Genomic DNA, 22,453 nt, shown 5'->3' with positions numbered 1-22,453 from the left:
ACTTGCCACAAAAATGAACCCCTGATTTATTTAACGTATTGATTTTTAACGTGTATGTATTTTATTTATAATTACACATTAAACATTCGTCACATAAATTGAATAAAAGCTGCAAGGGTTACAACTCTTTTTTAGTTATTTATCTCTGTAGTTGAAGGAAAGGTTGACGCATATCAATCCACCACGGGGGTCCGGAGAGGAAAAAAAGCGCCGGTGACCAGGGTCAACCGACGCAAAGAGGCATTAGTGTTTCACGGTATCCTCGAGGAAGAAGCGCCCCAGCGGATTCTGGTAAAAACCGTCGATATTCTTACGGCTGACGTTACGGTACGGGCTGTAATACAGGTCAACCCAGTTGACGTCGGCTTTGGCCATTTTTTGCAGGTCGATATACATCTGCTCGCGCTTTTTACTGTCCATTTCGACGCGCGCGGCGGCCACCAGCGCTTTGACCTGCTCGTTATGGTAGCGGGTCATATAGTTCATGTTGCTGTCATGCCCCAGCACAAAGGTAGTTTTCTGGTCGGGGTCGAGAATATCGTTGGTCCAGTACATCACCGAGATATCGTAATCCCCGGCCACCAGCATATCCCAGCTCTGGCTCGGATCGACTTTTTGTAAGTTGACCGTCACCCCGGCTTTCGCCAGCTGCTGCTGCAGCAAAATGGCGATTTGCTCATCCACCTCATCCCCGGCGTTGACCACATAGTTCAGCTTCAGGTCGGCGGCGCCCGCTGCTTTGAGCATCGCTTTTGCCTTTTGCGGATCGTAGGGGCGACGCAGATTGTCGGCGTAATGATACAGCGCCCCGGCAGGAATATACGAGTTCGCCACCTGACCGTAGCCAAAGGTCACAGTCTTGACGATGGCGTCTTTATCAATCGCGAAGTCCAGCGCCTGGCGCACTTCCACTTTGCCCAGCGCGCCGTGGGAATGGTTAATCAGCAGATGATCCTCGCGGGTGGAGGGATCCAGCGCCACTTTCAGATTCGCATCCTTCTGCAGCGACGCGATGCGCGAGAAAGGCACAGTCAGGGCGGCATCAAGCTCCCCGGCCTGCACTTTCAGCATCCGGGTATTATCGTCAGGAATAGTTAGCCACTCCACGCCATCGAGGCTGACGTTTTTCGCCTGCCAGAAGTGAGGGTTCTTCACCAGCACGATTTTCTCCCCGCGCTGCCACTCCTTCACGCTAAACGCGCCGGAGCCGACCGGTTTCTCGGCAAAAGCCTCTTCGCCTTCGGCTTTCATCGCCTTCTCTGAAATCACCGAAGCGTTCGGTAGCGCCAGCTGCGATAAGAACGGCGCGGAAGGCGATTTCAGGGTCACCACCAGGGTACGCGGGTCGGTGGCCTCGGCTTTGGCGATGATGCTGTAGGAGTCGCGCCACAGTGAGCCCTCATCATCACGGATGCGCAGCAGGCTAAACGCCGCATCGCTGGCGGTCAGCGGCGTCCCATCGGAAAACTGGGTATCGCGAATGTTAAAGGTGTAGACCTTACCATCCGCGGAAATGGTCCAGCTCTCAGCCACGCCAGGCTCCAGCTTTGTCCCGCTTTTATCCACCCTCACCAGCGGGTCGAACACGTTGGAAAAGACCCAGTTATCGGCGTTTTGCGCCGATTTTATCGGGTCAAAGGTGGTGCTGTCCTCGCGGCGACCAATGGTCAATACCCCCGCCGCCTGCGCCATTTCGCTGACCACGCTTAACGCCAGAAATACGCTGGCCGCCAGTAATTTAACATGCCTGTGCTTCATCAAAAGATCCCCCTGTCAAAGGAAAAACGGTCTCATGGCCCGCATGGTTGAGAATGCAGGCATAAGCGCGGTCGGCAATCTGCCGGGTTGGTGGTGGTGCGCCGGTGCGACACTGCACCTGCGCATACGGGCAGCGCGGATGAAATGCACACCCTTGTGGAACCGCGACCGGGCTGGGTGGTTCGCCCCCCAGACCGCTCTTCGGCAACGGTTTATCCGGGTCGATTTCCGGGATCGCCGAAACCAGCGCGGCAGTGTAAGGGTGCAGTGGTCGGGTGAAGACCGCTTCCGCCGGCCCCTCCTCGACGATCCGCCCGAGGTACATCACCGCAACGCGATCGCACAGCCGGCGCACAATCGCCAGGTCGTGGGCGATAAACAGAATCGCCAGCCCCATGGTTTCACGCAGATCCATCAGTAAATTGACGATCTGCCCCTGAATAGAGACATCCAGCGCCGCCACGCACTCATCCGCGACGATCAGCCGCGGCTCCATCGCCAGCGCTCTGGCAATACCGGCACGCTGGCACTGACCGCCGCTTAGCTGGGCCGGTTTCGCGCTGGCCTGCTCCGGACGCAGGCCAACCTGGACCAGCAACGCCTCGACCCGCTGGGCGACCTGCCCGCGCGGTACTTTCTTATGCACCCGCAGCACCTCGGCGATACTCTCCCCCACGGTCTGACGCGGGTTCAACGAGGCAAAGGGGTCCTGAAAAATCATCGCGCTTTGCTGGCGCAGCCGGGCAATATCGCCGGTTAAACCATGGGTGATGCGCTGCCCCTCGAACCGCACCTCTCCGCCGGCAACCCGCTCCAGCTGTAACAGCGCCCGCCCCAGCGTACTTTTGCCGCTGCCGGATTCGCCCACCAGCCCCAGGGTCTCGCCGGGGTGGATCTGCAGCGACACCTGATTGACCGCGTGTACCCGCAGTTTCGGCTGCCACAGCCCGCCGGAAACCGGAAAGGTGACGGAAAGATTATCGGCCTCAAGCAGCGGCCAGCGAGCGTGAACCATTTAACCCTCCCGCCGGGTAAGCGTCGGCAATATGTGATGGCAGGCGGCACCGTGAGTTCGGCCCTCCTGCCCGTAATGCAATACCGGTTGCTGCTGGCAGGCCTCGTCGGCACGGCGACAGCGCGGGTGAAAGCGACAGCCTGGCGGAAAATGGTCGGCAACCGGCGGCTGGCCGTCGATGGTTGTCAGTCTGCCCTGCCCACCTTCACTCACCGGCTGGCAGTCAATCAGCCCGCGGGTATAGGGGTGTAACGGCCCGGCCAGCACCTCGCGCTTGCCACCCACTTCACACAGTCGCCCGCCGTACATCACCGCGATCCGGTCGCAGGTTTGCGCCACCACGCCAAGGTCATGGGTGATCATAATGACCGCCAGCCCCAGCTCCCCACGCAGGTCGCTCAGCAGGCGCAGAATCTGCATCTGCACGGTCACGTCCAGTGCGGTCGTCGGTTCATCGGCAATCAGCAGCCTCGGTTCCGGCGCGAGGGCGACGGCAATCATCGCCCGCTGGCGCATACCGCCGGAAAACTCATGCGGATAGTTATTGAGCCGGTTCTGCGGGTCGGGGATCCCTACCTGGCGCAGCAGCGCCAGCGCATCCTCCCGCGCCTGACGACGGCTGGCGCCAAAGTGCAGGCGGCGGCTTTCGGCAATCTGTTCGCCGATGGTCATCACCGGATTGAGATGGCTGGTGGGGTTCTGGAATATCATGCCGATTTCCCGCCCGCGTACCGCCGACATCTGTCCTTCACTGAGGGACAAAATATCCCGTCCGCCCAGCCGCACTTCCCCAGCAGTGATGCGTAATCCGGCCCCCGGCAGCAGGCGCATCAGCGCCCGGCAGGTGACGGTTTTTCCCGACCCGCTCTCGCCCACCAGCCCGAGCATCTCCCCGGCCGCAAGCGTGAACGAGACGTTATCCACCAGCACGATATCTGCACCGCGCGTGACCGTCAGATTGTTCACCGTCAGCAGACTCATACGCGCTCTCCTAACTTATCGCCCAGCCCGTCGGCCAGCAGGCTGAACCCCATCGCCAGCAGCACGATGGCGAGACCGGGAAAGGTGGTTATCCACCATGCGGTAGTAATAAAGCTTTGTCCTTCCGCCACCATCACCCCCCATTCGGCGGTGGGAGGCTGTACGCCAAGCCCGAGATAGCTCACCGACGCGCCGTTCAGCAGCACCAGCACGCAGTCGGACATCGAAAAGACGATGGCCCCGGTCAAGGCATTCGGCAGCAGGTGGCGGAACAATATACGCAGATGGCCGTAGCCCAGACTGCGGGCCGCCAGAATAAAATCGCGCTGTTTCAGGGTCAGCACCTGAGCGCGCACCAGGCGGGCATAGGAGACCCAGCCCACCATCGCCATGGCGATATAAAAGCTGCTCAGTCCCGGCCCGAGGATGGCGATGATCGCCAGCATCAGCACCAGAAACGGAAAGGCCAGCACGATATCAATCACCCGCATCACCAGCGCATCCACCACCCCACCGAGATAGCCCGCAAGCGCCCCCAGGGTGGTGCCGAGCATAAAAGGAAACAGCACCCCCAGCAGGCAGATTTGCAGATCGACCCGCGCCCCCCACAGCACGCGGGAAAAGACATCGCGGCCAAAGTTATCGGTACCGAACGGATGGCTCCCCCCCGGCGCCAGCAGGCTGGAGGCCGGGTCCTGAACGATCGGGTCGAACGGCGCAATCCACGGTGCCAGACAGGCCACCAGCAGCCACAGCCCGACAATCGCCAGCCCGGCACACAGCGCCTGCTGGCGCGGGATCGCCCGCTGACGCAGGCGGGAAAAGGTCGCTATCGCCTTCATAATGAGATCCTCGGGTCGAGGGCCACGGTCAGAATATCCGCCAGCAGGCTCACCACCACGGTGGCGAGGGCAAACACCATCACCACCCCCTGGACCACCATGTAATCGCGGCTGAAGATCGCCTTCACCAGCAGTTGCCCGAGGCCGGGAATGGCAAACACGCTTTCGATCACCACCGTACTGCCGATCAGCCAGCCGATATTCACCGCCAGCAGGTTGATGGTCGGTACCAGCGAGTTCGGCAACACGTGACGCCAGAAAATCCGACGCTCCCGCTGTCCGCGCGCCCGGGCCGCGACGACATAGTCGCTGTTCATCTCCATCAGCAAGCTGGCGCGCAGGTTACGAATCAATACCGCCGACAGCGCCAGCGCCACGGTCAGACACGGCAGCACCATATGATGCAGCTGGTCTACAAAATCGCTGCCGTAGCCTGAGACCGGAAACCAGCCGAGCACGATGCTGAACAGCAGGATCAGCATGATGCCGAGCCAGAACGCCGGAAAGCCAAGCCCGGCGGTAGTAAAAAGGCGAATCAGCCGGTCGGCGAGGCGCCCGCGCTGGCGAGCGGCGGTGGTTGCCAGCGGCACCGTCAGCGCTATCGCCAGCAGCACGCTGCCCAGCACCAGCCACAGCGTCGGTTCAAGCCGCGAGCCGATCAGCTTGAGGGTATCCACCCGGTAGACAATCGACTTCCCCAGCTCCCCCTGCAGCAAGTTGCGCAGAAAATAGCCGTACTGCACCCACAGCGGTTCATCGAGGCCAAATTGCGTTCGAACGCGGGCCAGCGCCGCCGGGGTGCTGCGGACTCCCAGCAGAATGCGCGCCGGATCGCCGGGGATGGCGCGCACCATCATGAAGGTGATCAGGCTGATGCCCAGCAGCACCGGCAGCAGCTGTAGCGGACGAAATAACAGAAAACGGTAACGGTGCATCAGCGGCCTCCCGGGTCGCGCTGGCGCGCCAGAAAGTCGAGCAGCACCGGGTAGTACGCCTGCGGCTCTTCGTAAAACGGCATATGGCTGCTGTTGGCAAAAATCGCGATCTCGGCATTCGCCAGCCCCTGCTTCATTTTCAAGGCGCAGGCGGGCGTCAGCTCATCGTGCTGGCCGCTGGTGATCAGGCACGGTACGTGGATAGAGGCCAGTTCGGCGCTACGGTTCCACGCTTTTAAATTACCGGTATAGAGAAATTCATTCGGCCCCTGCATGGTGACATAGGGCGCCATATTCCAGTCCTCAAGCGATCGCTTAACCGGCTCGGGCCACACGTCCAGGCGGCAGACGTGGCGATAGTTCAGCAGGGTAATAGCCGCCTGATAGGCCGGGTGATCCAGCCAGCCCAGCGCTTCATAACGCTGCATCATCGCCACGGTTTCGGAACCCAACGCGCCGCGCAGACGGTTCAGCTCCTGTACCAGATGCGGCATATCGGCAACGGTGTTTTCCAGAATCAGCGAGCGAATTGCGCCAGGATGGTGCAACGCCACTTCAATCGCCAGCCAGCCGCCCCACGAGTGACCAAGCAGATGGACCTTGCCAAGCCCCAGCGTCTGGCGGACGGTTTCCACCTCCCGCACGTAACGCGCCATGGTCCACAGGCTGGCGTCATCCGGCCGATCGGATTTTCCGGTACCCAACTGGTCAAAGGCGATCACCCGGTAGCCGTGCAGTTTCAGAAAAGAGTGGGCCTCGCGCAGATAGTCGCAGGGCAGCCCCGGCCCGCCATTGAGACACAAAATGGTCTCGTCGCCGTCGCCGAATTGATACGCCACGACGTTATATCCATCCACCGCAATGTGATGGCACTGGTCGGGTGCTATTTCGCTCCACATGGTGTGTTCCTCGTCGTCGATGGTGCCGGCTGTTGGCGTTGCATTAACGCTAACGGCAACGCCGGAAGCTGAACAGTTAGCAAAAATACTAGTTTTACGCCGCGTCGGGACGGCACCGGAATTGCATACCTTTGAGCGAGCACCGGACGGTTTTGCACAAATCGTGCCCGTCGCGGATCTCGCTTTAACCTGAAGGGGGTTTTATGCGACTGGAGTTTGAACGCCCCGGCAGCGCCCGGGCGACCAGCCTGGATGAGGCATTCGGCGGGCTTTTTCAGCACACCCGCACTCTGGGATTCGACGCGGTCATTTACGACTACACGCCGGTCCCGCGCTCGCTGGAGGGGGAGCTGATTACGCCGTCATTACTGAAGACGTACAACGTGCCGGAAGATATGCGCCAGCTGTGGTGCGAGCGTGGCTATTACCAGCTGGATCCGGTGCAGCACTGCGCGCTGGCGAGCTGCGCGCCGTTTGTCTGGTCCTATCAACGCCCGGATAACAGTATGCTGCGCGGCAGGCTGGATACCGACGCCGCCGCCGTTACCGACTATATGCGCGAACACAATATGCCCTGCGGCGCCACGGTTCCCCTGCATCTGCCTAACGGCGGGTTTGTGACCCTCACCGGCATCCATACCGGCCAGCGTCAGGAGCGGGAAATCAACGCGACCCTCGCACAGCTGATGCTGCTGGCCCACCAGTTTCAGGAGTCCGCCTTCCCGCTGTTCGACAGCACCATGCTGACCTGTCGTCACGTGAAGTTAAGCAACCGCGAGCGTGAATGCCTGGCGTGGTCTGCCGAGGGGCTGACCGCCAAAGAGATTGCCCGCAAGCTGCATCGCTCGGTAGCGACGGTGACCCTGCATCTGAATACCGCAGCGAAAAAACTCGGCGCCAGCAACCGCGTGCAGGCGGTGGTCCGCGCCCTGCACTACCGCCTGCTCGACAGCTAAGAACTAGCATTTTTGCTAGTGTTCAGCCGCGGTGACCAGCCTTTACCCTGAAAGCCGGTCCACTGAGCAGGGAAAGAACATTCATGTACACCATTAGCGAAGGCTACGCGCCGTTTCGGCAGTATCAAACCTGGTTTCGTGTTTGCGGCGATCTCCATAGCGGCCTGACGCCGCTGGTGATTGCCCACGGCGGACCGGGGTGTACGCATGATTATGTCGACGCGTTTCGCGATATCGCCCTCAGCGGGCGGGCGGTGATCCACTACGATCAGTTAGGCAACGGGCGCTCGACCCATCTTCCGCAGCAGCCCGCCGACTTCTGGCAGCCGGCGCTGTTTCTCGATGAACTGGCTAACCTGCTGCAGCATCTGGAGATTGCCGATAATTACGCCCTGCTTGGTCAATCGTGGGGTGGAATGCTGGGGGCGGAACACGCCGTGACGCAGCCGCCGGGGCTAAAGGCGCTGGTAATCGCCAACTCTCCGGCCTCAATGGCGCTGTGGCTACAGGGGGCGGCGGCCCTACGGGCGCAACTGCCCGCTGAGGTCCAGCAGACGCTACTGGAACATGAAACGGCGGGCACGCTGGACAGCCCGGCGTATAAAGCGGCAAGCCAGGTGTTTTATCAGCGCCACGTCTGCCGCCTGGATCCCTGGCCGGCGGAAGTGCGGCGCACCTTTGACGCGATGGATGCCGACCCGACGGTGTATCACGCGATGAACGGCCCCACCGAATTTCACGTCATCGGCAGCATGAAAGCGTGGACCATTATCGACCGTCTGGCGCACATCCAGGTTCCGGTCCTGCTGATTTCCGGACGTTACGACGAGGCCACGCCGGAGGTGGTGCAGCCCTTTATGGACCACATTCCCGACGTGCGCTGGACAATATTCGAAGAGTCCAGCCATATGCCGCACGTGGAAGAGCGTGCGTTTTGCATGCAGACGGTGAACGATTTTCTCGACGACGTGCTTCCTGGTATCTGATATCTGCCGTTCATCCATGTCACGCCATCAACGCGGTCCCGACACGGTGAACGGCGGGTTTTAGCGGCGGATCACCTGCCCCGCCCCCTGATGGCGGATGTCACCGTCGGCCCAGGCCAGCTGACCATTGACCCATACTTTCTCAATGCCCGCGGCACGGGTACGCGGTTGCGCAAACGTGGCGCTATCCTGCACCGTCTGCGGGTTAAACAGCACCATGTCGGCATAATTGCCGACAGCAATCCGCCCGCGACGGGCGATCCCCAGTTCAGCGGCGGGCAGGCCGCTCATCTTATTGACCGCCGTGTGCAGCGGGAACAGCCCCAGCTCGCGACTGTAATGACCCAGCACCCGGGGGAAGGTGCTCCATAAGCGTGGGTGCGGATGCTCATCGTGCGGCATGCCGTCAGAGCCGATCATCGTTGGCGGGAAAGCCAGAATGCGCTGGACATCGTCCTCATCCATCATGAAATAGATAGCGCCCGCGGGCATCAGCCGCTGTGCCGCCGCCTCATCGCTGATGCCCCATTCGTTAGCGATATCGGCCAGTAACCGCCCGGCAAGCTGCGGATAGGGAGTCGACCAGCTCACCAGCACTTTTGCCGCGCGGGCGACAAAGGCCGGGTTCAGGGTCGTGGATGACGCGTTATAAGGGTAGCAATCCAGCGAAACCGGCTGGCGAGCGCGGGCGGCCTGAATACTGAGTAGCGTCTCCCGCGAACGCCCATGGTTTTTCACCCCCGCGAGTTTATGGTGAGAGATTAATACTCTCACCCCCAGGCGACGGCCAATCTCATAGGTTTCCTCAAGCGACGCCAGCACCGCCTCCGCTTCGTTACGCATATGCGTTGCATAGAACGCCCCGTAACGAGCCAGCGGTTCGGCCACGGCGACAATCTCATCAATCGTTGCCTCCTGGGCGGGCGGATAAAAGGTCCCGGTTGAGAAGCCAAACGCACCGGCAGCCAGCGATGCTTCCAGTAGTTCCCGCATCCGGCGGCATTCATCGTCACTGGCACTACGGGCCAGCGAATCCCCCATCACGCTGGCGCGCAGCGTGGTGTGTCCCACCATGCAGGCGGCATTAACGGCGATGCCGCTGGCGGTCAACGCCGCCAGATAGTCGGCAAAATGGGGAAAACGCAGCCACTCAGGGGTGGCTATCAGATCCAGCGGTGCAGGAACGCTCGCCATCTGTGCCGGGGCCAGGCTCAGGCCGCAGTTTCCGGTAATCACCGTCGTCACGCCCTGGGAAAGCTTTGCGTTCATCATCCCCGGCATTAACAGCGCCCGGTCGTCATGGGTATGGACGTCAATAAACCCCGGCGCCAGCGCCAGACCGTCGCCCTCAACGATATGCTCCCCGGTCAGCGAGCCCGCTGCGCCGATGGCGACGATCGCGTCTCCGGCAATCGCGACATCCGCCGGTACCGGCGGCTCATCGCCGCCATCAAACAGCAACACGTCACAAATCACCAACGTGGTAGCGTGCATAACTTCATTCATCGGCATTTTCCAGGTTACAGAGAGGGGATCATGCCGCCATCAACCCGCAATACGCTGCCGGTGATGAACGACGCCTGCTGGCTGGCCAGAAATGCCGCCGCCGCGCCATACTCGTCCGGGCGACCGTAGCGCCCGACCGGGATCGTCTGCTGGCTGTTGCTGCGCACCATCTCAACGCTCACGCCTTCACGCCCGGCGCGGGCGGCATCAAGTTGCCCCACGCGTTCGGTGGCAATGCGTCCCGGCACCAGCACGTTGGCCGTAATTCCGTTGGCAGCGACCTCCGTGGCCAGCGTTTTCGACCACCCCACCAGCGCCATGCGCAGCGTATTTGACACCCCCAGCGTGGCAATCGGCGCGACCACGCCGGAAGAGGTGCTGGTGATAATGCGCCCCCAGCCCTGTTCACGCATGTCGGGCAGCACTTTATCGGTTAGCTGAATCAATGAACTGACCATCGCGCTGAACTGCTGTTGCCAGATCGCCGCGTCGACACCAGAGGCGGTAGAGGGCGCGGGGCCACCGGAGTTATTCACCAGGATAGCGATCGCACCGAAGCGCTGACGGATGGCGTCGAGGACCGTATCGAAGGTCTCTGGCGCGGCCAGGTCCAGCGGCCAGGCCTCGGCTTCCCCGCCGGCGTGGGTAATCAGCGCCACCGTCTGCGCCAGCTTTTGTTCATTGCGACCGGTCACCGCCACCTTTACACCTTCAGCGGCCAGCGCCTGAGCCATGGCCCGGCCTAAACCACTACCTGCGCCACAAACCAGCGCCGTTTTTCCATCAATCATAAAATCCATCAATTCAGCCCTTTGTCTGCGAGTTTACGTTCCAGGCGAGCCATCAGTCCGCTCAGCTCCTGCAGGTCGATGCTATCCAGTACCGGTCCCGGCTGGCGGACGGCGGCGCTTTTTATCGCGCCGCGCCGACGCAGCGCCTCTTTGCGCAGCCCCAGCCCAATGCCGTACTGGAACTCATGGCGCAGCAGCGGCAGGTAGCAATCGAAAATATCCTCGCCGCGTGCCGGATCCCCTTCGGCATAGGCCTGGCACACCTGCACTAACATTTCTGGCCAGGCAAAGCCGGTCATCGCGCCATCGGCCCCGCGTGCCAGCTCCTGCGGTAAGAACAGCCCGCCGTTACCCACCAGCACGCTGATGCGGCGTAGTCCCAGCGCCTCGCTCTCGCGACGGAGCTGGCTGAGTTTGCTCATACCCGGCAGGTCTTCATGCTTCAGCATCACGATTTGATCTAACGCCTCAATCAGACGCAGCATCACCGGTACAGAGGTATGAACTTTGGTGGATTGCGGGAAGTCCTGCAGGCAAATGGGCACGTCCTTACCAAGCAGTTTCGCCACGCTCATAAAATAGTTTTCGACCTGCGGATCGGTGGTCAAATTCGGGCCCGGAGCCAGCATGATCCCCGCCGCGCCCTGATCCATTGCCGTTTTCGCCAGACGCTCTACGTGCCGGTGGGAGGCGTGGCTGACCCCAACCACCACCGGCACCTGCCCGTTCACCCGTGCCAGGACCCGTTGCATAAAGCTCAGCGCTTCTTCTTCAGTGAGCTTATGCGCCTCCCCCATCATGCCGAGGATAGTGATGCCGCTAACCCCTTTTTCGAGATAGAAGTCGGTCAGGCTGTCCGCGCTGGCTAAATCCAGTTCCCCGCTGTCGGTAAACGGCGTGGCGGAAATAATGTAAACCCCATTAGCTTGTTCGTTCAGTGTGTTCATGCGTCGTCTTCTCAGCTCAAATTACCGTAAATCGGGCCACGATACCGGCCCGCGCCTGGGTCAGATGGAAGACCATCGCCTCTCTTGCCCCTGACGCATCACCGACGTGAATACGCTCCATCAGCGCGATATGTTCCTGACAGCCAGGTTCGAAACGCGCGACGGTGCCGTTCTGGTCAAACGTGCGCGCCTTAATACGTAAATCAAAAATCATGCTCTCCAGCATGGCGTTACCGCAGTGGGCGGCCACGCTCTGGTGAACCAGGTTGTCGATACGATGGTTTTCAGAGGCGGAAAAATCCCGCGCCTGGCGATGGGCTGTGAGTGCGCTAATCACCGATTGCGCCTGCACCGTCGGCATACGGGTTGCGGCGGCAAACGCCGCCTCCCCTTCAAGCAAAATGCGCAACTGCAGGATCTCGAGATACTCGCGCAGCGTGGGCTCTTTCACGACCAGCTGCCCGCGCCCAACCCGGGTCGCGAAGCCGCCGCCGACCAGGCGGCTGAAAGCTTCACGCAACGGCGTGCGGGAGACTCCCAGCGCCGCCGCCAGCGCCCGCTCCTGCAGCGGCGTATTGGGTGGGATTCGTCCCTGCTGGATCATTTCCAGGAGCTGCCGGTAGGTCGCTTCTGTCAGATCCTCGCTGCCAGGATTGAGGAAAATGTGGTCTACATCAGTCTGTGTTTCACTCATAGCCAGCTCACTTCCGTTGATTGAATATGCTGTAAACAAGCGGCGATGCCCTCTTGCAAACGCCGCCAGCGTGCAACGCCTTCCGCTACGGCGATCGCACGAAATGCCACGCTCTGCCCCGGTCTCAGTTGCCCAACGCGCGGCAGATCCGCCCCGATGACCGTGGCAATTTTCGGGTACCCGCCGGTAGTCTGGCGATCGTGCAGAGCAATAATCGGCTGACCATTTCCGGGGACCTGAATGCTTCCCGGCACCACCGCATCAGAAACCATATCGGCCCCGTGTAGATGCGCCAGCGCGGGGCCCGCCATCCGATAGCCCATTCGATCCGCATGGACGCTCACCCGATAGCGGCCATGTAAAAATGTCAGCAACGAGGCTTGCGTAAATGCCGCCTGCTGCGGCCCCATCACTACGCACAGCGGGCCGGAACTGTACAGCGACGTCAGCTGCGCGTGTGAACAGCGACGTCGACCAATATCAGCGGGCTCCCCCAGCGGAAGCCGGTCACCTTTTGCCAGCGCCCGCCCATCCAGGCCGCCCAGCGATGCACGGGTCAAGGTGGCGCGACTGCCTAACACCGGCACGACATCCACACCTCCGGCCACCGCCAGATAGGCGCGTAGCCCGCGCTGCAGGCGGCCAATCATCAGTTCGCTGCCTGCCGCCAGCCGGTGAGCAACCCAGGGTTCCAGCACCCGCCCTTCGACCTGGGCTTCGACCGCACCGCCGAGGCACAGGATGCATTCGCCGCCCATCACCCGGTATCGCCCGCCCAGGGCCGTTAATTCCAGCGCCGCACATTCCGCGTCGTTTCCAACGACCGCATTAGCTAAGCGAAACGCAATCAGGTCCATCGGCCCCGAGGCCGGGACCCCAAGATGCGCAACACCATATCGCCCCCGATCCTGCACGGTGGTCAGTAACCCCGGAGAGATGACTTCCAGCCAGCGCATCACGCCACCTCCGGCTCAGGGTACCAGTCCGCCGCGCGACACTCGTTGCTGAGGCGGGCAAACTCAGTCGGGGTAATGGGCACAAAGCCAACCTCATCCCCGGCCTGAAATAAGAAGGGGCGCTGACGCTGAGGATCAAAGGATCGCCACGGCGTCCGGCCGATCAGGTGCCAGCCGCTGGGGCCGGGCACCGAGCTGATTGCCGTCTGCTGGCCGCCAATGTTGATGCTGGAGGCTGGCGTCATCGCCCGCGGCGAGGTCCTTCGCGGAGTATGCAGTTTTTCAGGCAGCCCACCGAGATAAGCGAAGCCTGGCATAAACCCCACCATATACACCCGATAGCGCGCGGTGCTGTGGAGGTCAATCACCTGATCCGGCTTCAGACCGTGCCCCTGCGCCAGCGCTAACAGATCTTCGCCATAGTCGCCGCCATAGCACACCGGCACCCGCCAGCACCGCCGCACTGACTGCGTCGTGGAAAGTTGGGCAATCGCCAGCGTAATCCGCTCGCATAAGGCAGCACCAGTTACCGTTAACGGGTCAAACACCACGGTCAGTGAGCGATAAGTAGGAATAATTTCGCTTACCCCAATCGTGCCGTTAAGCGCCGTCGCCAACGCCAGAACCTGCGCATTCAGCTGGTCGTCGATGCGCTCGCCAAATTCAACTAACAGCGCCTGTTCCCCGACGGCGATAAAACGTGGATAGCCGTTCACGCAGACTCCCTGAAGGTCATCGCCAGTTCCGGCTGAAAGCCGAAGCTGATGGGCTGGCCTGAGAGACGCTCCGCGGCAGGAAGATCTACCGGCGCATAGGCCACCACCATCTGCCCCTGATACGTAATCAACAACTTCCAGTGCAGGCCGCAAAAGGTCGCCATCACGATATTGCCCTGACCGCGCCAAACCGCTTTCTCGCTGGCGCGCCCAACCAGGATATGCTCGGGGCGAATACCCAGGATCCCGTGGTGCTCGCCGGGGATAAAATTACACTCGCCCAGAAAACCGGCGACAAAGCGGCTATCCGGCTGGCGGTAAAGGCTTTGCGGAGAGCCATCCCCGACAATTTCACCCTTATCCATTATGATGATGCGATCGGAGAGGTTCATCGCCTCTTCCTGGTCGTGGGTGACAAACACCACCGTAAGCCCCAGCTCCTGGTGCAGCTGTTTAATCTGAATCTGAATCGCCTGACGCAAATTTTTATCCAGCGCGCCGAGCGGTTCGTCCATCAGCAAAATATCCGGATTGAACACCAACGCCCGGGCCAGTGCGGCGCGCTGCTGTTGTCCACCGGAGAGCTCGCCGGGCAGGCGCTTGTGATACGCATCCAGACTGACCAGCGCCAGCGCCTCGCCAACCCGGCGTTCAATATCCACCTTCGCCAGGCGACGCATGCGCAACGGAAAGGCAACGTTTTCGAAGACTGACATATGCGGAAACAGCGCATAGTTCTGGAACACCATGCCGATGTTGCGATCGGATATCGGCTCGCGGGTCACATCCTTGCCGGCAATGTGAACGCTACCGCCATCGGGATGTTCAAACCCGGCAATCACTTTCAGCAACGTGGTTTTACCGGAACCGGAAGCGCCAAGCAGCGTACAGAATTCGCCGCGCGCCACCTGCAGGTCGATACGCGGCAGCGCCACCGTTGAACCGTAGGTCTTGCGAATAGCGTTGAGAGTGACATCTTTACCCTGCATTTGACGCATGTTTGCCTCCATTACGTTTTACCAGGCTCTGAAAAATCAGGATCCCCGCCGTCGCCGCGATCAGTACGCAGGACGCTGAAATCACCGTTGGGTCGAAATCGAATGCCAGCCCTTCATACATCAGCTTCGGCAGGGTGCGATTACGGATAGTGGTCAGGAACAGCGACATCACCACGTCGTCAAAGGAGGTCACAAAGGCAAACACCGCACCGCCGATCATCCCGGGGAGCAGAATCGGCAACATCACCCGACGGAACATCTGCCAGGGCTTTGCCCCCAGGCTGTAGGCCGCCAGCTCAAGGCTGGGGTCAAATCCTTTGAGCGCCGCGCGCAGGGTAATAAAGGTATAAGGCGTGGCCAGTACCGTATGGCCGAGGATCAGCGCCACCGAGTTATTAATTAATCCCAGAGGGCCGCACAGATAATAAAGCGAGACCGCAGTAATTATGGCGGGCACCGACATAGGAACAATAAACAATGTCTCCAGCCAGCTTTTACGCGGCGAGCGCAGCTTATGGATCCCCAGCGCGGCGGTCGCACCCAGCACCATCGACAGAACAGTGACAATCAGCCCAATCCGTACGCTTTCGCCCAGCGCCAGCATCCATTTACGGTCGGTGAAAAAGTTGATGTACCAGCGCACGCCATATTCTGCCGGTGGGAAGGTAGGGAAGCTGGCGGTGCCGAAACTCATCGGGATAACCACCACAATCGGCAGAATAAGAAACAGCGCCACCAGCACGCCGGCGCCTGCGCTGATGCGCCCACCGCCGCTGCGCTGTGTGACCACAACCGACTGGCTGCCCTTACCGCTGGAGCCGCCCATCAGCTTATCGAGACCAAACAGACGATTAAACAGCCACAGCGCCACCAGGGTGGTGATCAACAGTACGCAGGCTAGCGCGGCGGCAATCCCCCAGTTCAGTTCATCGGTGATGTTGTGCGAGATAAGCTCCGCCACCATGCGCTGCGCCGGTCCGCCCATCAGCGATGGCGTAATGTAATAACCGACGGCGTTCATAAAGACGATAACCGCGCCGGCAACCACACCCGGACGGGTTAACGGCAGGATGATGCGAGTGAACACGCTCAACGAGTCCGCTCCCAGGCTCTGCGCCGCCTGCAGCAGCGAGCTGTCCAGCGAGCGAAATGAGGCGTAGAGCGGCAGGACCACAAAGGGCATCAGGACGTGTACCATGCCAATCAGCACGCCGGTGAAATTATAAAGAAAGGCGACCGGCTGCGAGGTGATTTGCAGAGTCATCAACAGATTATTCAGGGGGCCATTTTGCTGCAGCAGCGCGATCCATGCCGAGGTGCGCACCAGGGCGCTGGACCAGAACGGCAGCAGTACCGCGAAAAACAGCAGCTTCGCCATTGCCGGGCGCACCGACGCCATCAGCCAGGCCAGCGGATAGCTCATCACAATGCAGCCGACGGTCACCGCTACCGCGATAACAAAGGTGTTCTCCAGCACGATGCGATAAATCGGGGTATCCCACAGGTGGAGATAGTTGTCGAGGCTAAAGTGCCCCTCCACCAGGAACCCCTGCTTAAGCAGACCGGCAATCGGCCAGACAAAAAAAAGCAGTAAAAATAGCAGCAACGGTAGCGTCGCCACGAGGGCCAGCCCGGGCCATCGGATCCGCCGGGATGGGGTAAGGTTGTCGGTCAATATCGTTGCCACCATAACATACTCCGTTCTGGACGAGGCGCCGTCATAGACCCCTCGCCCGCCCAGTTACTCACTGAATCAACTAATGTTTCGTACGCCGTTACTGCGCACGGACCTGGTTGTAACGCTCAATGATCGCCGGGCCATTTTTGTCCCACCATCCGGCATCCATAAACAGGGTGTGCTGCAGCCGCTCCGGAGTAGAGGGCAAACGTTGCTGGCGCGTTTTATCGATATACTGCATCGCTTCGCCGGTGGTCGGGCCATAGGCGATGTACTTGCTGAACTCCGCCTGGTGCTGCGGCGTAATAATGTAGTTGAGCAATTTCAGCGCCGCGTCGCGGTTGTGCGCCCCCTTGACCAGGGCGAAGTAGCCAACCTGCGCGACGGAATCATCCCAGGACATTTTGATGGGGACGCCGGAATCAATGCCCGACTGGAAACGACCGTTCCAGCCCAGCGCCATCACCACTTCGCCGCTGGAGAGCGCCTGCACCGGCTCCGCACCGCTCTTCCACCATTTCGCCACGTAGGGTTTGATTTTCTTAATCTGATTCATCGCCCGGTCGACCCCTTCCGGCGTGCTCAGCGTTTTATAAACATCTTCAGGCTTCACCCCGTCGGCAATCAGTGCCGCTTCGATAACCGTGGCTGGCTCATCCTGCAGGGTGCGTTTACCAGGGAATTTCTTCACATCCCAAAAATCAGCAAAGGTTTTCGGCTGCGGCTTGCCATCCGGGAAGGCTTTACTGGAGAAGCCAATCAGGGTGGAGAAAATTTCAGACGGGACGCCGTAATCGTTGCGCGCGCCGGGAATGACGTGCTGCTGGTTGACCATGTCAGGGGTGATCTTTTCAAAGACCCCCAGCTTAATGCCGCGAGCCAGTCGCGAACTGTTTTCCGTCACCACATCCCATGAGACGGTATTGGTATCCTGCATCGCTTTGAGCTTACTGACCTGCGGGTCGGTATCTTCGACGACATCAATACCTGTTTCGTTAGTAAAGGGCTTCAGCCAGGCGTCGCGGATCGCGTCCTGGTAGGCGCCACCCCAGCTGGCAAAATAGAGCTCATCCGCACTGGCGGACAGGCTGTAGCTCATGGTCAACAGGCCCAATGTCAGACAGCCTGCTTTTATCGATGGTTTCATCTGCTCACTCTCTCCTGGTTAAACATTCGCTCATCGGCGCATTCGCCAGCGGCGTAATTTTGGTTTCAACCCTTTGGCATTCTCATTGCATTCATTTGGTATACCAAGTGTCTCGAGGAGCAATCATGCAAGAAGTGGACCTGAATTCTGATCTGGGTGAAAGTTTTGGCCAGTTCACCGTTGGCGACGATGACGCCATGCTGGATCTGGTGACCTCAGCCAACGTCGCCTGCGGCTTTCACGCCGGCGACGCGTTGGTAATGCACCGCACCGTTGCCCACGCCAAAGCACGCGGGCTGGACGTCGGCGCCCATCCCGGATTTCTTGACCTGTGGGGTTTCGGCAGGCGCACCATTACCGGCGATAGCCCGGCGGACGTTGGCAAAATGGTGGTCTATCAACTGGGGGCCATGCAGGCCGTGGCGCGGGTATGCGGGCATGCCATGACTCACGTCAAGCTGCATGGTGCGATGGCCACCCAGGCCTTTACCGACGATGCCTTATCGGAAGCCATCATTGGCGCCATTCACGCCGTGGACCGTCAACTGGTGCTGGTCACTACGCCGCATAATGCGACGGAACGCGCGGCACGCAAGGCCGGACTGCGCGTCGCCTGCGAAGTCTTCGCCGATCGTAGCTACGGCGAAAACGGGCTGACCCTGCCGCGACACCTCCCTGATGCCATCATTCATGACCCTGAGCGTGCCGCCAGTCGCGCGCTGCAAATGATTGAAGAACAAGCTATTCGCACCATCAGCGGAGTCAAAATACCGATGCCCGTGCACACCATTTGTGTTCACGGCGATAACCCGCAAGGCGTGGCTATCGCACGTACGCTGCGCCAACGTCTGACCACCGCGGGGGTAACCCTGCGTCCGCTCAGCCAGCTCAGTCATCTGTAAGCCGTTGCCACATCACTGAACAAATGATGCGCACTCATCGTGCGCACTTGCACCATCGACAGGCACAGGCCTGTCATTAATCACCACACCATCGTCGTGCCGCAGCGGCATGACACATTAAGGAGAGAGAGATGAAAGACAGAATCGAATGCCGTGAAAGACTGCGTGGGATTTTCAATATCACCGTGACCCCTTTTACTGCACAAGGCGATATTGATTTCGCCGGGCTGGCCGCCAATATCGAGCGGGTCATTAGCCTCGGCTACGACGGTATCCTGATTGGTGGTACTTACGGTGAATTCCCGGCGCTGAACGTCCAGGAGCGTGCCGACATTTTCCGCCACGTGATGGCGGTCGTGGGCGATCGCGTTCCGGTGATGCTGTGCAGCGCGGGCTCCGATGCCCGGGTGGTGCGCGACCTGACCACGCTGGCAGGCGAGCTTGGCGGCCTGCCGATGGTGACGCCGCCTTTTGTTTCCGAAGTCACCGATGCGCAAATCGTCAGTTTTTTCCAGCAGATGGCACCGTTATCTAAGACCGGGATTCTGGTCTACAACGCACCGGGTATCGGCATTACCCTGCCCCCTGCGCTTCTGGAGCAGCTGGCGGACATCCCGGAGGTGGTGGGGATCAAACAGGGCGACCTGAATCCGACCGTTATTGACCAAATCGCCAACCGGCTGTCTGGCCGTCTGCGCTTGTTCTGTGCCTCCGACCTGGCGTTTTTAGGCCCGATGATGTGCGGCTTCGACGGGATCAGCACCACTAACAGCGGCGCGCTGCCGGAGCTGGTGTTAGCCAGCTTCCGGGCGCTGGAGCGAGGCGATGCCGTCGCCGCCAGAGAGCTTCACCGACTGTGGTACGGCTTCCGCGCGCTCGCGCGTCGTCACGGCCAGCCGCAGCTGGTGAAAGCCGCCATGAATCTGCGCGGCTTCAACGGTGGTCATGTGCGTTCGCCGCTGATTGATGTCACCCCGGAGGTCATCGCTGAAACCCTGGCAGAGCTCCAGCGTCTTGCCACCGACGCGCGCAGCGGCGTTACCTTTCCGGCCTGATACCCCCTGAAACCGATGAATACGCCGCCCGATTCCACGCGGCGTCTAACCAAAGAGAGCACTATGTCAGCACACTTTCTCGCGCCGCGAATGCGGCGAGTCCGCCCGTCGCCAACGTCCGCCATCGCCGACCGGGTGCGTGCCTTGCAGCAGCAGGGGATCGACATTATTAGCCTCGGGCTCGGTGAACTCGACTTTGCCACGCCTGCGGCAATTGGTCAGGCCGCTATCGATGCCATCCGTCATGGGGAAACCAAATACACCGCGGTCGGCGGTACCTATGCCCTGAAAGCGGCCATTATTGATAAATTCGCCCGCGACAATGACCTGCACTTCGTACCGCAGGAGATTATTGCCGGCACGGGGGCCAAACAGCTGATCTTCAATGCGTTCCAGTCGACGCTGAGCCACGGTCTGGAAGCCATTATTCCAGCCCCTTACTGGGTCTCTTATCCCGATATGGTAGCCCTGGCAGACGGTGAACCTGTGATAGTGTCAACCCGGGAACAGGAGGGTTGGAAGCTCACGCCGCAGACGCTGGCCGCCGCCATCACTCCCCGCACCCGCTGGTTGATCCTCAACTCACCGGGCAACCCAACCGGAGCGCTGTACAGCCGCGAGGAGCTCCAGGCGCTGGCGGAAGTACTGCTGGCAGCACCGCAGGTGTTGATTCTGGCAGACGATATCTATGAAGCGTTGCGCTACGATGGCGCGGCGTTCTGCACGCTGGCCCAGATCGCCCCCGCGCTGCGTGAACGGATCCTGACGGTGAACGGGCTCTCAAAAGGTTTCTCTATGACCGGCTGGCGGTTGGGCTATGCGGCCGGCCCGGCGTGGTTGATTTCCGCGATGACCATTCTGCAGTCGCAGAGTACCTCCAACCCCTGCTCGCTGGCGCAGGCGGCGGGGGTTGCCGCACTGACGCAGCCCGCCGATTTTCTGCCGCCGTGGCTCTGTGTACTCAGCAAACGCCGCGCTCGGGTGATGGCGCTGATAGATCAGGTTGATGGGCTGAGTGCCGCCACGCCACCGGCGGCATTTTACCTCTTCGCTAACTGTGCCGGCCTTATCGGAAAATTGACTCCCGCCGGCGAGCGGCTTAATGATGATGTTGCGGTCGCCGATTACCTGCTCACCGCGGCGCATGTCGCGACGCTGCCGGGAACGGCATTTGGCACGCCGGGATATCTGCGTCTGGCCTACGCGCTGGATGATGCCTTGTTGGACATCGCCTGCCAGAACATTGCCCGGGCCTGCGGGGAGCTGCGAGGATGACTTAACCCACGGGTGACGCCAGAGCAGCGATCATTTGCTCACGCATGGCGCCGCTCAATGGCATGAATTCGCTGTTCTCTGCGCTGGTGTCACGGTTTTCGATCAACGCCAGTTTGACGCCTGGCCAGGTAATCGTATTGTGCCAGGCCCCTTTCGGGATGCAGTAGACCTTATAGGGCTCCATCGGAACAGAGTGAACGCGCGGGTTAGTCATCTCATCCCCGTCGAGCAGCAGCAGCGTACATTTGCCGTCCAGCAGTATAAACACTTCATCCGTCAATAAATGACGCTCCAGCATAGTAATATGCTGGATATCATTTTCAGGCTTCCAGTTTTTAATTCCGACAAACCACCCAGCGCTCTCAACCATGCACTGCAGGCCCGTACCATCATATTGTCCAATTATTACCGAGCATTGCATTATTTGTTCCTCCGAGCCGCGCGCGGGCGTAGAAACCCCGACGCCTGCGCGCTGTTTAAATAATTAGTGATAAAACCTGGTGATAAAAAAAGTAACGAGTTATCTGAAATGACTCGCTTTGCCACTGGAACCCGAAATGCGAATATAATTTTGCAGCGTTTCTTTGGCCTGATTTTCCATGTTGATCATCATTGACATAAAATCGATATCCGGCGTTTCCTGCAGCATCGTTCTCAATCCCTCTTTGCAGCTAACAAACGTATCGGTACAGACGTTTATTTTATTAATACCGCAAATGACGGCCTGGCGGATATTCTCCTCCCCGGAATCAGACCCCCCGTGAAGCACCAGCGGTTTCTGGGTGGCCTGTTTGATCTGGCTGATACGATCAAAATCGATTTTAGGCGCGCGGTTGGCCGGGTATTTACCATGCGCGGTCCCCACGGCAATCGCCAGTGCATCCACCCCGGTGGCCTCAAAGAAATGAACCGCATCTTCAACGCGGGTATACAGGTCAAATTTTTCATCATCCGCATTGGCGGCCTGACCAATAAAACCGATTTCACCTTCTACGGTGACATTTTGTGAGTGGCATAAGGTCACCACGTCTTTGGTACGTCGAATATTCTCTTCCATTGGATATTCCGAGGCATCGATCATAATCGACGAAAACTGGTGGCGGAAAGCGTGGGTGATGCGCTCATAATCCTTGCCGTGGTCGAGATTCAGCGCAACCGGCACGGTCGCGCGCGCCGCCAGAGTCCGCACAATATTAGAGATAATTTCGCCATCACCGTGCTTGCTCATTTGCCCCTGACCAATATTAATAATAATGGGGGCATTCTCTTCTTGCGCGGCGCGAATAGCACCACGGACTAACTCAAGATTAATCACGCTGGCGGAAATCACGCCGTAATAATGTTTATTGGCATCATCTAAAATAGTTTTCATTGTGACATACATATTTTTACCTCTGCATAGAAAGTGATTTTACA

The 22,453-nt window shown here is 59.8% G+C and carries 22 protein-coding genes; 5 read left to right on the top strand and 17 right to left on the bottom strand.

From position 1 onward, the window contains the following. Positions 1 to 243: 243 nt before the first annotated feature. From ACMYSN_RS23450 to ACMYSN_RS23425, 6 genes are read right to left on the bottom strand one after another with little or no spacing between them, the layout of a single operon-like run. Positions 244 to 1,758, bottom strand: coding sequence for an ABC transporter substrate-binding protein (locus ACMYSN_RS23450; protein ID WP_462496344.1), 1,515 nt, complete (start codon positions 1,756 to 1,758; stop codon positions 244 to 246). Then, on the bottom strand, positions 1,739 to 2,773 hold the full coding sequence (locus ACMYSN_RS23445; protein WP_462496343.1) for an ABC transporter ATP-binding protein: 1,035 nt from the start codon (positions 2,771 to 2,773) through the stop codon (positions 1,739 to 1,741). The genes ACMYSN_RS23450 and ACMYSN_RS23445 overlap by 20 nt, the downstream gene beginning before the upstream one ends. Continuing rightward, positions 2,774 to 3,754, bottom strand: a complete 981-nt coding sequence (locus tag ACMYSN_RS23440; RefSeq protein WP_462496342.1) for an ABC transporter ATP-binding protein — start codon at positions 3,752 to 3,754, stop codon at positions 2,774 to 2,776. Then, positions 3,751 to 4,596 (bottom strand): ABC transporter permease, encoded by an 846-nt coding sequence (locus ACMYSN_RS23435; RefSeq protein WP_462496341.1) that lies wholly within the window; start codon positions 4,594 to 4,596, stop codon positions 3,751 to 3,753. Before ACMYSN_RS23435 ends, ACMYSN_RS23440 begins: the two co-directional genes overlap by 4 nt. After that, on the bottom strand, positions 4,593 to 5,531 hold the full coding sequence (locus ACMYSN_RS23430; protein WP_462496340.1) for an ABC transporter permease: 939 nt from the start codon (positions 5,529 to 5,531) through the stop codon (positions 4,593 to 4,595). Before ACMYSN_RS23430 ends, ACMYSN_RS23435 begins: the two co-directional genes overlap by 4 nt. Continuing rightward, positions 5,531 to 6,430, bottom strand: a complete 900-nt coding sequence (locus ACMYSN_RS23425; RefSeq protein ID WP_123755075.1) for a proline iminopeptidase-family hydrolase — start codon at positions 6,428 to 6,430, stop codon at positions 5,531 to 5,533. Before ACMYSN_RS23425 ends, ACMYSN_RS23430 begins: the two co-directional genes overlap by 1 nt. 203 nt (positions 6,431 to 6,633) lie before the next feature. Here ACMYSN_RS23425 and ACMYSN_RS23420 point away from each other — a divergent pair, with 203 nt between their 5' ends. After that, the gene (locus ACMYSN_RS23420) at positions 6,634 to 7,386 is read left to right on the top strand and encodes a helix-turn-helix transcriptional regulator (protein ID WP_462496339.1); all 753 of its coding nucleotides are present in this window, start codon (positions 6,634 to 6,636) and stop codon (positions 7,384 to 7,386) included. Positions 7,387 to 7,469: 83 nt separating this feature from the next. Then, positions 7,470 to 8,372 (top strand): alpha/beta hydrolase family protein, encoded by a 903-nt coding sequence (locus tag ACMYSN_RS23415; protein ID WP_462496338.1) that lies wholly within the window; start codon positions 7,470 to 7,472, stop codon positions 8,370 to 8,372. A 60-nt stretch (positions 8,373 to 8,432) separates the two neighbouring features. On the opposite strand, the gene ACMYSN_RS23410 is transcribed toward ACMYSN_RS23415, so the two are convergent. From ACMYSN_RS23410 to ACMYSN_RS23370, 9 genes are all read right to left on the bottom strand, one after another. Further along, a complete protein-coding gene (locus ACMYSN_RS23410) occupies positions 8,433 to 9,878 on the bottom strand; it encodes an N-acyl-D-amino-acid deacylase family protein (protein ID WP_462496337.1) in 1,446 nt (481 codons plus the stop codon). A gap of 14 nt (positions 9,879 to 9,892) precedes the next feature. After that, positions 9,893 to 10,678, bottom strand: coding sequence for an SDR family oxidoreductase (locus tag ACMYSN_RS23405; protein WP_462496336.1), 786 nt, complete (start codon positions 10,676 to 10,678; stop codon positions 9,893 to 9,895). Continuing rightward, positions 10,678 to 11,616: a dihydrodipicolinate synthase family protein gene (locus ACMYSN_RS23400; RefSeq protein WP_462496335.1), complete on the bottom strand. Its 939-nt coding sequence runs from the start codon at positions 11,614 to 11,616 to the stop codon at positions 10,678 to 10,680. The genes ACMYSN_RS23405 and ACMYSN_RS23400 overlap by 1 nt, the downstream gene beginning before the upstream one ends. 16 nt (positions 11,617 to 11,632) lie before the next feature. Beyond that, on the bottom strand, positions 11,633 to 12,310 hold the full coding sequence (locus ACMYSN_RS23395) for a GntR family transcriptional regulator (RefSeq protein WP_462496334.1): 678 nt from the start codon (positions 12,308 to 12,310) through the stop codon (positions 11,633 to 11,635). Further along, positions 12,307 to 13,266: a 5-oxoprolinase subunit C family protein gene (locus tag ACMYSN_RS23390; RefSeq protein WP_462498322.1), complete on the bottom strand. Its 960-nt coding sequence runs from the start codon at positions 13,264 to 13,266 to the stop codon at positions 12,307 to 12,309. The genes ACMYSN_RS23395 and ACMYSN_RS23390 overlap by 4 nt, the downstream gene beginning before the upstream one ends. After that, positions 13,266 to 13,982, bottom strand: coding sequence for a 5-oxoprolinase subunit B family protein (pxpB, locus tag ACMYSN_RS23385; protein WP_462496333.1), 717 nt, complete (start codon positions 13,980 to 13,982; stop codon positions 13,266 to 13,268). The genes ACMYSN_RS23390 and pxpB overlap by 1 nt, the downstream gene beginning before the upstream one ends. After that, positions 13,979 to 14,980: an ABC transporter ATP-binding protein gene (locus ACMYSN_RS23380; protein WP_174507916.1), complete on the bottom strand. Its 1,002-nt coding sequence runs from the start codon at positions 14,978 to 14,980 to the stop codon at positions 13,979 to 13,981. Before ACMYSN_RS23380 ends, pxpB begins: the two co-directional genes overlap by 4 nt. Continuing rightward, positions 14,961 to 16,670, bottom strand: coding sequence for an ABC transporter permease subunit (locus tag ACMYSN_RS23375; RefSeq protein ID WP_462496332.1), 1,710 nt, complete (start codon positions 16,668 to 16,670; stop codon positions 14,961 to 14,963). Before ACMYSN_RS23375 ends, ACMYSN_RS23380 begins: the two co-directional genes overlap by 20 nt. A gap of 85 nt (positions 16,671 to 16,755) precedes the next feature. Then, positions 16,756 to 17,805, bottom strand: coding sequence for an ABC transporter substrate-binding protein (locus tag ACMYSN_RS23370; RefSeq protein WP_174507914.1), 1,050 nt, complete (start codon positions 17,803 to 17,805; stop codon positions 16,756 to 16,758). Between the two features lie 125 nt (positions 17,806 to 17,930). On the opposite strand from ACMYSN_RS23370, the gene ACMYSN_RS23365 reads away from it, so the two are divergent. The 3 genes from ACMYSN_RS23365 (at position 17,931) to ACMYSN_RS23355 (ending at position 21,037) form a co-directional block, all read left to right on the top strand. Continuing rightward, a complete protein-coding gene (locus ACMYSN_RS23365; RefSeq protein ID WP_174507913.1) occupies positions 17,931 to 18,707 on the top strand; it encodes a LamB/YcsF family protein in 777 nt (258 codons plus the stop codon). A 131-nt stretch (positions 18,708 to 18,838) separates the two neighbouring features. Next, complete coding sequence (locus ACMYSN_RS23360) at positions 18,839 to 19,762, top strand: dihydrodipicolinate synthase family protein (RefSeq protein ID WP_174507912.1); 924 nt, start codon at positions 18,839 to 18,841, stop codon at positions 19,760 to 19,762. Positions 19,763 to 19,825: 63 nt separating this feature from the next. After that, positions 19,826 to 21,037, top strand: a complete 1,212-nt coding sequence (locus ACMYSN_RS23355) for a pyridoxal phosphate-dependent aminotransferase (protein WP_462496331.1) — start codon at positions 19,826 to 19,828, stop codon at positions 21,035 to 21,037. Position 21,038: 1 nt separating this feature from the next. Here the strand turns inward: ACMYSN_RS23355 and ACMYSN_RS23350 are convergent, their stop codons facing one another. Both ACMYSN_RS23350 and ACMYSN_RS23345 read right to left on the bottom strand, forming a co-directional pair. Continuing rightward, the gene (locus tag ACMYSN_RS23350) at positions 21,039 to 21,407 is read right to left on the bottom strand and encodes a cupin domain-containing protein (RefSeq protein WP_462496330.1); all 369 of its coding nucleotides are present in this window, start codon (positions 21,405 to 21,407) and stop codon (positions 21,039 to 21,041) included. Between the two features lie 150 nt (positions 21,408 to 21,557). Then, positions 21,558 to 22,409 carry a class II fructose-bisphosphate aldolase gene (locus ACMYSN_RS23345; protein ID WP_217426870.1) on the bottom strand — a complete coding sequence of 284 codons (852 nt, stop codon included), beginning with the start codon at positions 22,407 to 22,409 and terminating at the stop codon, positions 21,558 to 21,560. Positions 22,410 to 22,453: the final 44 nt, after the last annotated feature.

Source organism: Klebsiella sp. R445, from assembly GCF_051131755.1.
GTDB lineage: Bacteria > Pseudomonadota > Gammaproteobacteria > Enterobacterales > Enterobacteriaceae > Klebsiella > Klebsiella lignicola.
This window is presented reverse-complemented; position numbering and strand designations above follow the sequence as displayed.

What these genes read in the sequence shown, in the direction of transcription:
- ACMYSN_RS23450 (WP_462496344.1), bottom strand. Translation starts at nt 1,758, where the DNA reads ATGAAGCACAGGCATGTTAAATTACTGGCGGCCAGCGTATTTCTGGCG.
- ACMYSN_RS23445 (WP_462496343.1), bottom strand. Translation starts at nt 2,773, where the DNA reads ATGGTTCACGCTCGCTGGCCGCTGCTTGAGGCCGATAATCTTTCCGTC.
- ACMYSN_RS23440 (WP_462496342.1), bottom strand. Translation starts at nt 3,754, where the DNA reads ATGAGTCTGCTGACGGTGAACAATCTGACGGTCACGCGCGGTGCAGAT.
- ACMYSN_RS23435 (WP_462496341.1), bottom strand. Translation starts at nt 4,596, where the DNA reads ATGAAGGCGATAGCGACCTTTTCCCGCCTGCGTCAGCGGGCGATCCCG.
- ACMYSN_RS23430 (WP_462496340.1), bottom strand. Translation starts at nt 5,531, where the DNA reads ATGCACCGTTACCGTTTTCTGTTATTTCGTCCGCTACAGCTGCTGCCG.
- ACMYSN_RS23425 (WP_123755075.1), bottom strand. Translation starts at nt 6,430, where the DNA reads ATGTGGAGCGAAATAGCACCCGACCAGTGCCATCACATTGCGGTGGAT.
- ACMYSN_RS23420 (WP_462496339.1), top strand. Translation starts at nt 6,634, where the DNA reads ATGCGACTGGAGTTTGAACGCCCCGGCAGCGCCCGGGCGACCAGCCTG.
- ACMYSN_RS23415 (WP_462496338.1), top strand. Translation starts at nt 7,470, where the DNA reads ATGTACACCATTAGCGAAGGCTACGCGCCGTTTCGGCAGTATCAAACC.
- ACMYSN_RS23410 (WP_462496337.1), bottom strand. Translation starts at nt 9,878, where the DNA reads ATGAATGAAGTTATGCACGCTACCACGTTGGTGATTTGTGACGTGTTG.
- ACMYSN_RS23405 (WP_462496336.1), bottom strand. Translation starts at nt 10,678, where the DNA reads ATGGATTTTATGATTGATGGAAAAACGGCGCTGGTTTGTGGCGCAGGT.
- ACMYSN_RS23400 (WP_462496335.1), bottom strand. Translation starts at nt 11,616, where the DNA reads ATGAACACACTGAACGAACAAGCTAATGGGGTTTACATTATTTCCGCC.
- ACMYSN_RS23395 (WP_462496334.1), bottom strand. Translation starts at nt 12,310, where the DNA reads ATGAGTGAAACACAGACTGATGTAGACCACATTTTCCTCAATCCTGGC.
- ACMYSN_RS23390 (WP_462498322.1), bottom strand. Translation starts at nt 13,266, where the DNA reads ATGCGCTGGCTGGAAGTCATCTCTCCGGGGTTACTGACCACCGTGCAG.
- ACMYSN_RS23380 (WP_174507916.1), bottom strand. Translation starts at nt 14,980, where the DNA reads ATGCGTCAAATGCAGGGTAAAGATGTCACTCTCAACGCTATTCGCAAG.
- ACMYSN_RS23375 (WP_462496332.1), bottom strand. Translation starts at nt 16,670, where the DNA reads ATGGTGGCAACGATATTGACCGACAACCTTACCCCATCCCGGCGGATC.
- ACMYSN_RS23370 (WP_174507914.1), bottom strand. Translation starts at nt 17,805, where the DNA reads ATGAAACCATCGATAAAAGCAGGCTGTCTGACATTGGGCCTGTTGACC.
- ACMYSN_RS23365 (WP_174507913.1), top strand. Translation starts at nt 17,931, where the DNA reads ATGCAAGAAGTGGACCTGAATTCTGATCTGGGTGAAAGTTTTGGCCAG.
- ACMYSN_RS23360 (WP_174507912.1), top strand. Translation starts at nt 18,839, where the DNA reads ATGAAAGACAGAATCGAATGCCGTGAAAGACTGCGTGGGATTTTCAAT.
- ACMYSN_RS23355 (WP_462496331.1), top strand. Translation starts at nt 19,826, where the DNA reads ATGTCAGCACACTTTCTCGCGCCGCGAATGCGGCGAGTCCGCCCGTCG.
- ACMYSN_RS23350 (WP_462496330.1), bottom strand. Translation starts at nt 21,407, where the DNA reads ATGGTTGAGAGCGCTGGGTGGTTTGTCGGAATTAAAAACTGGAAGCCT.
- ACMYSN_RS23345 (WP_217426870.1), bottom strand. Translation starts at nt 22,409, where the DNA reads ATGAAAACTATTTTAGATGATGCCAATAAACATTATTACGGCGTGATT.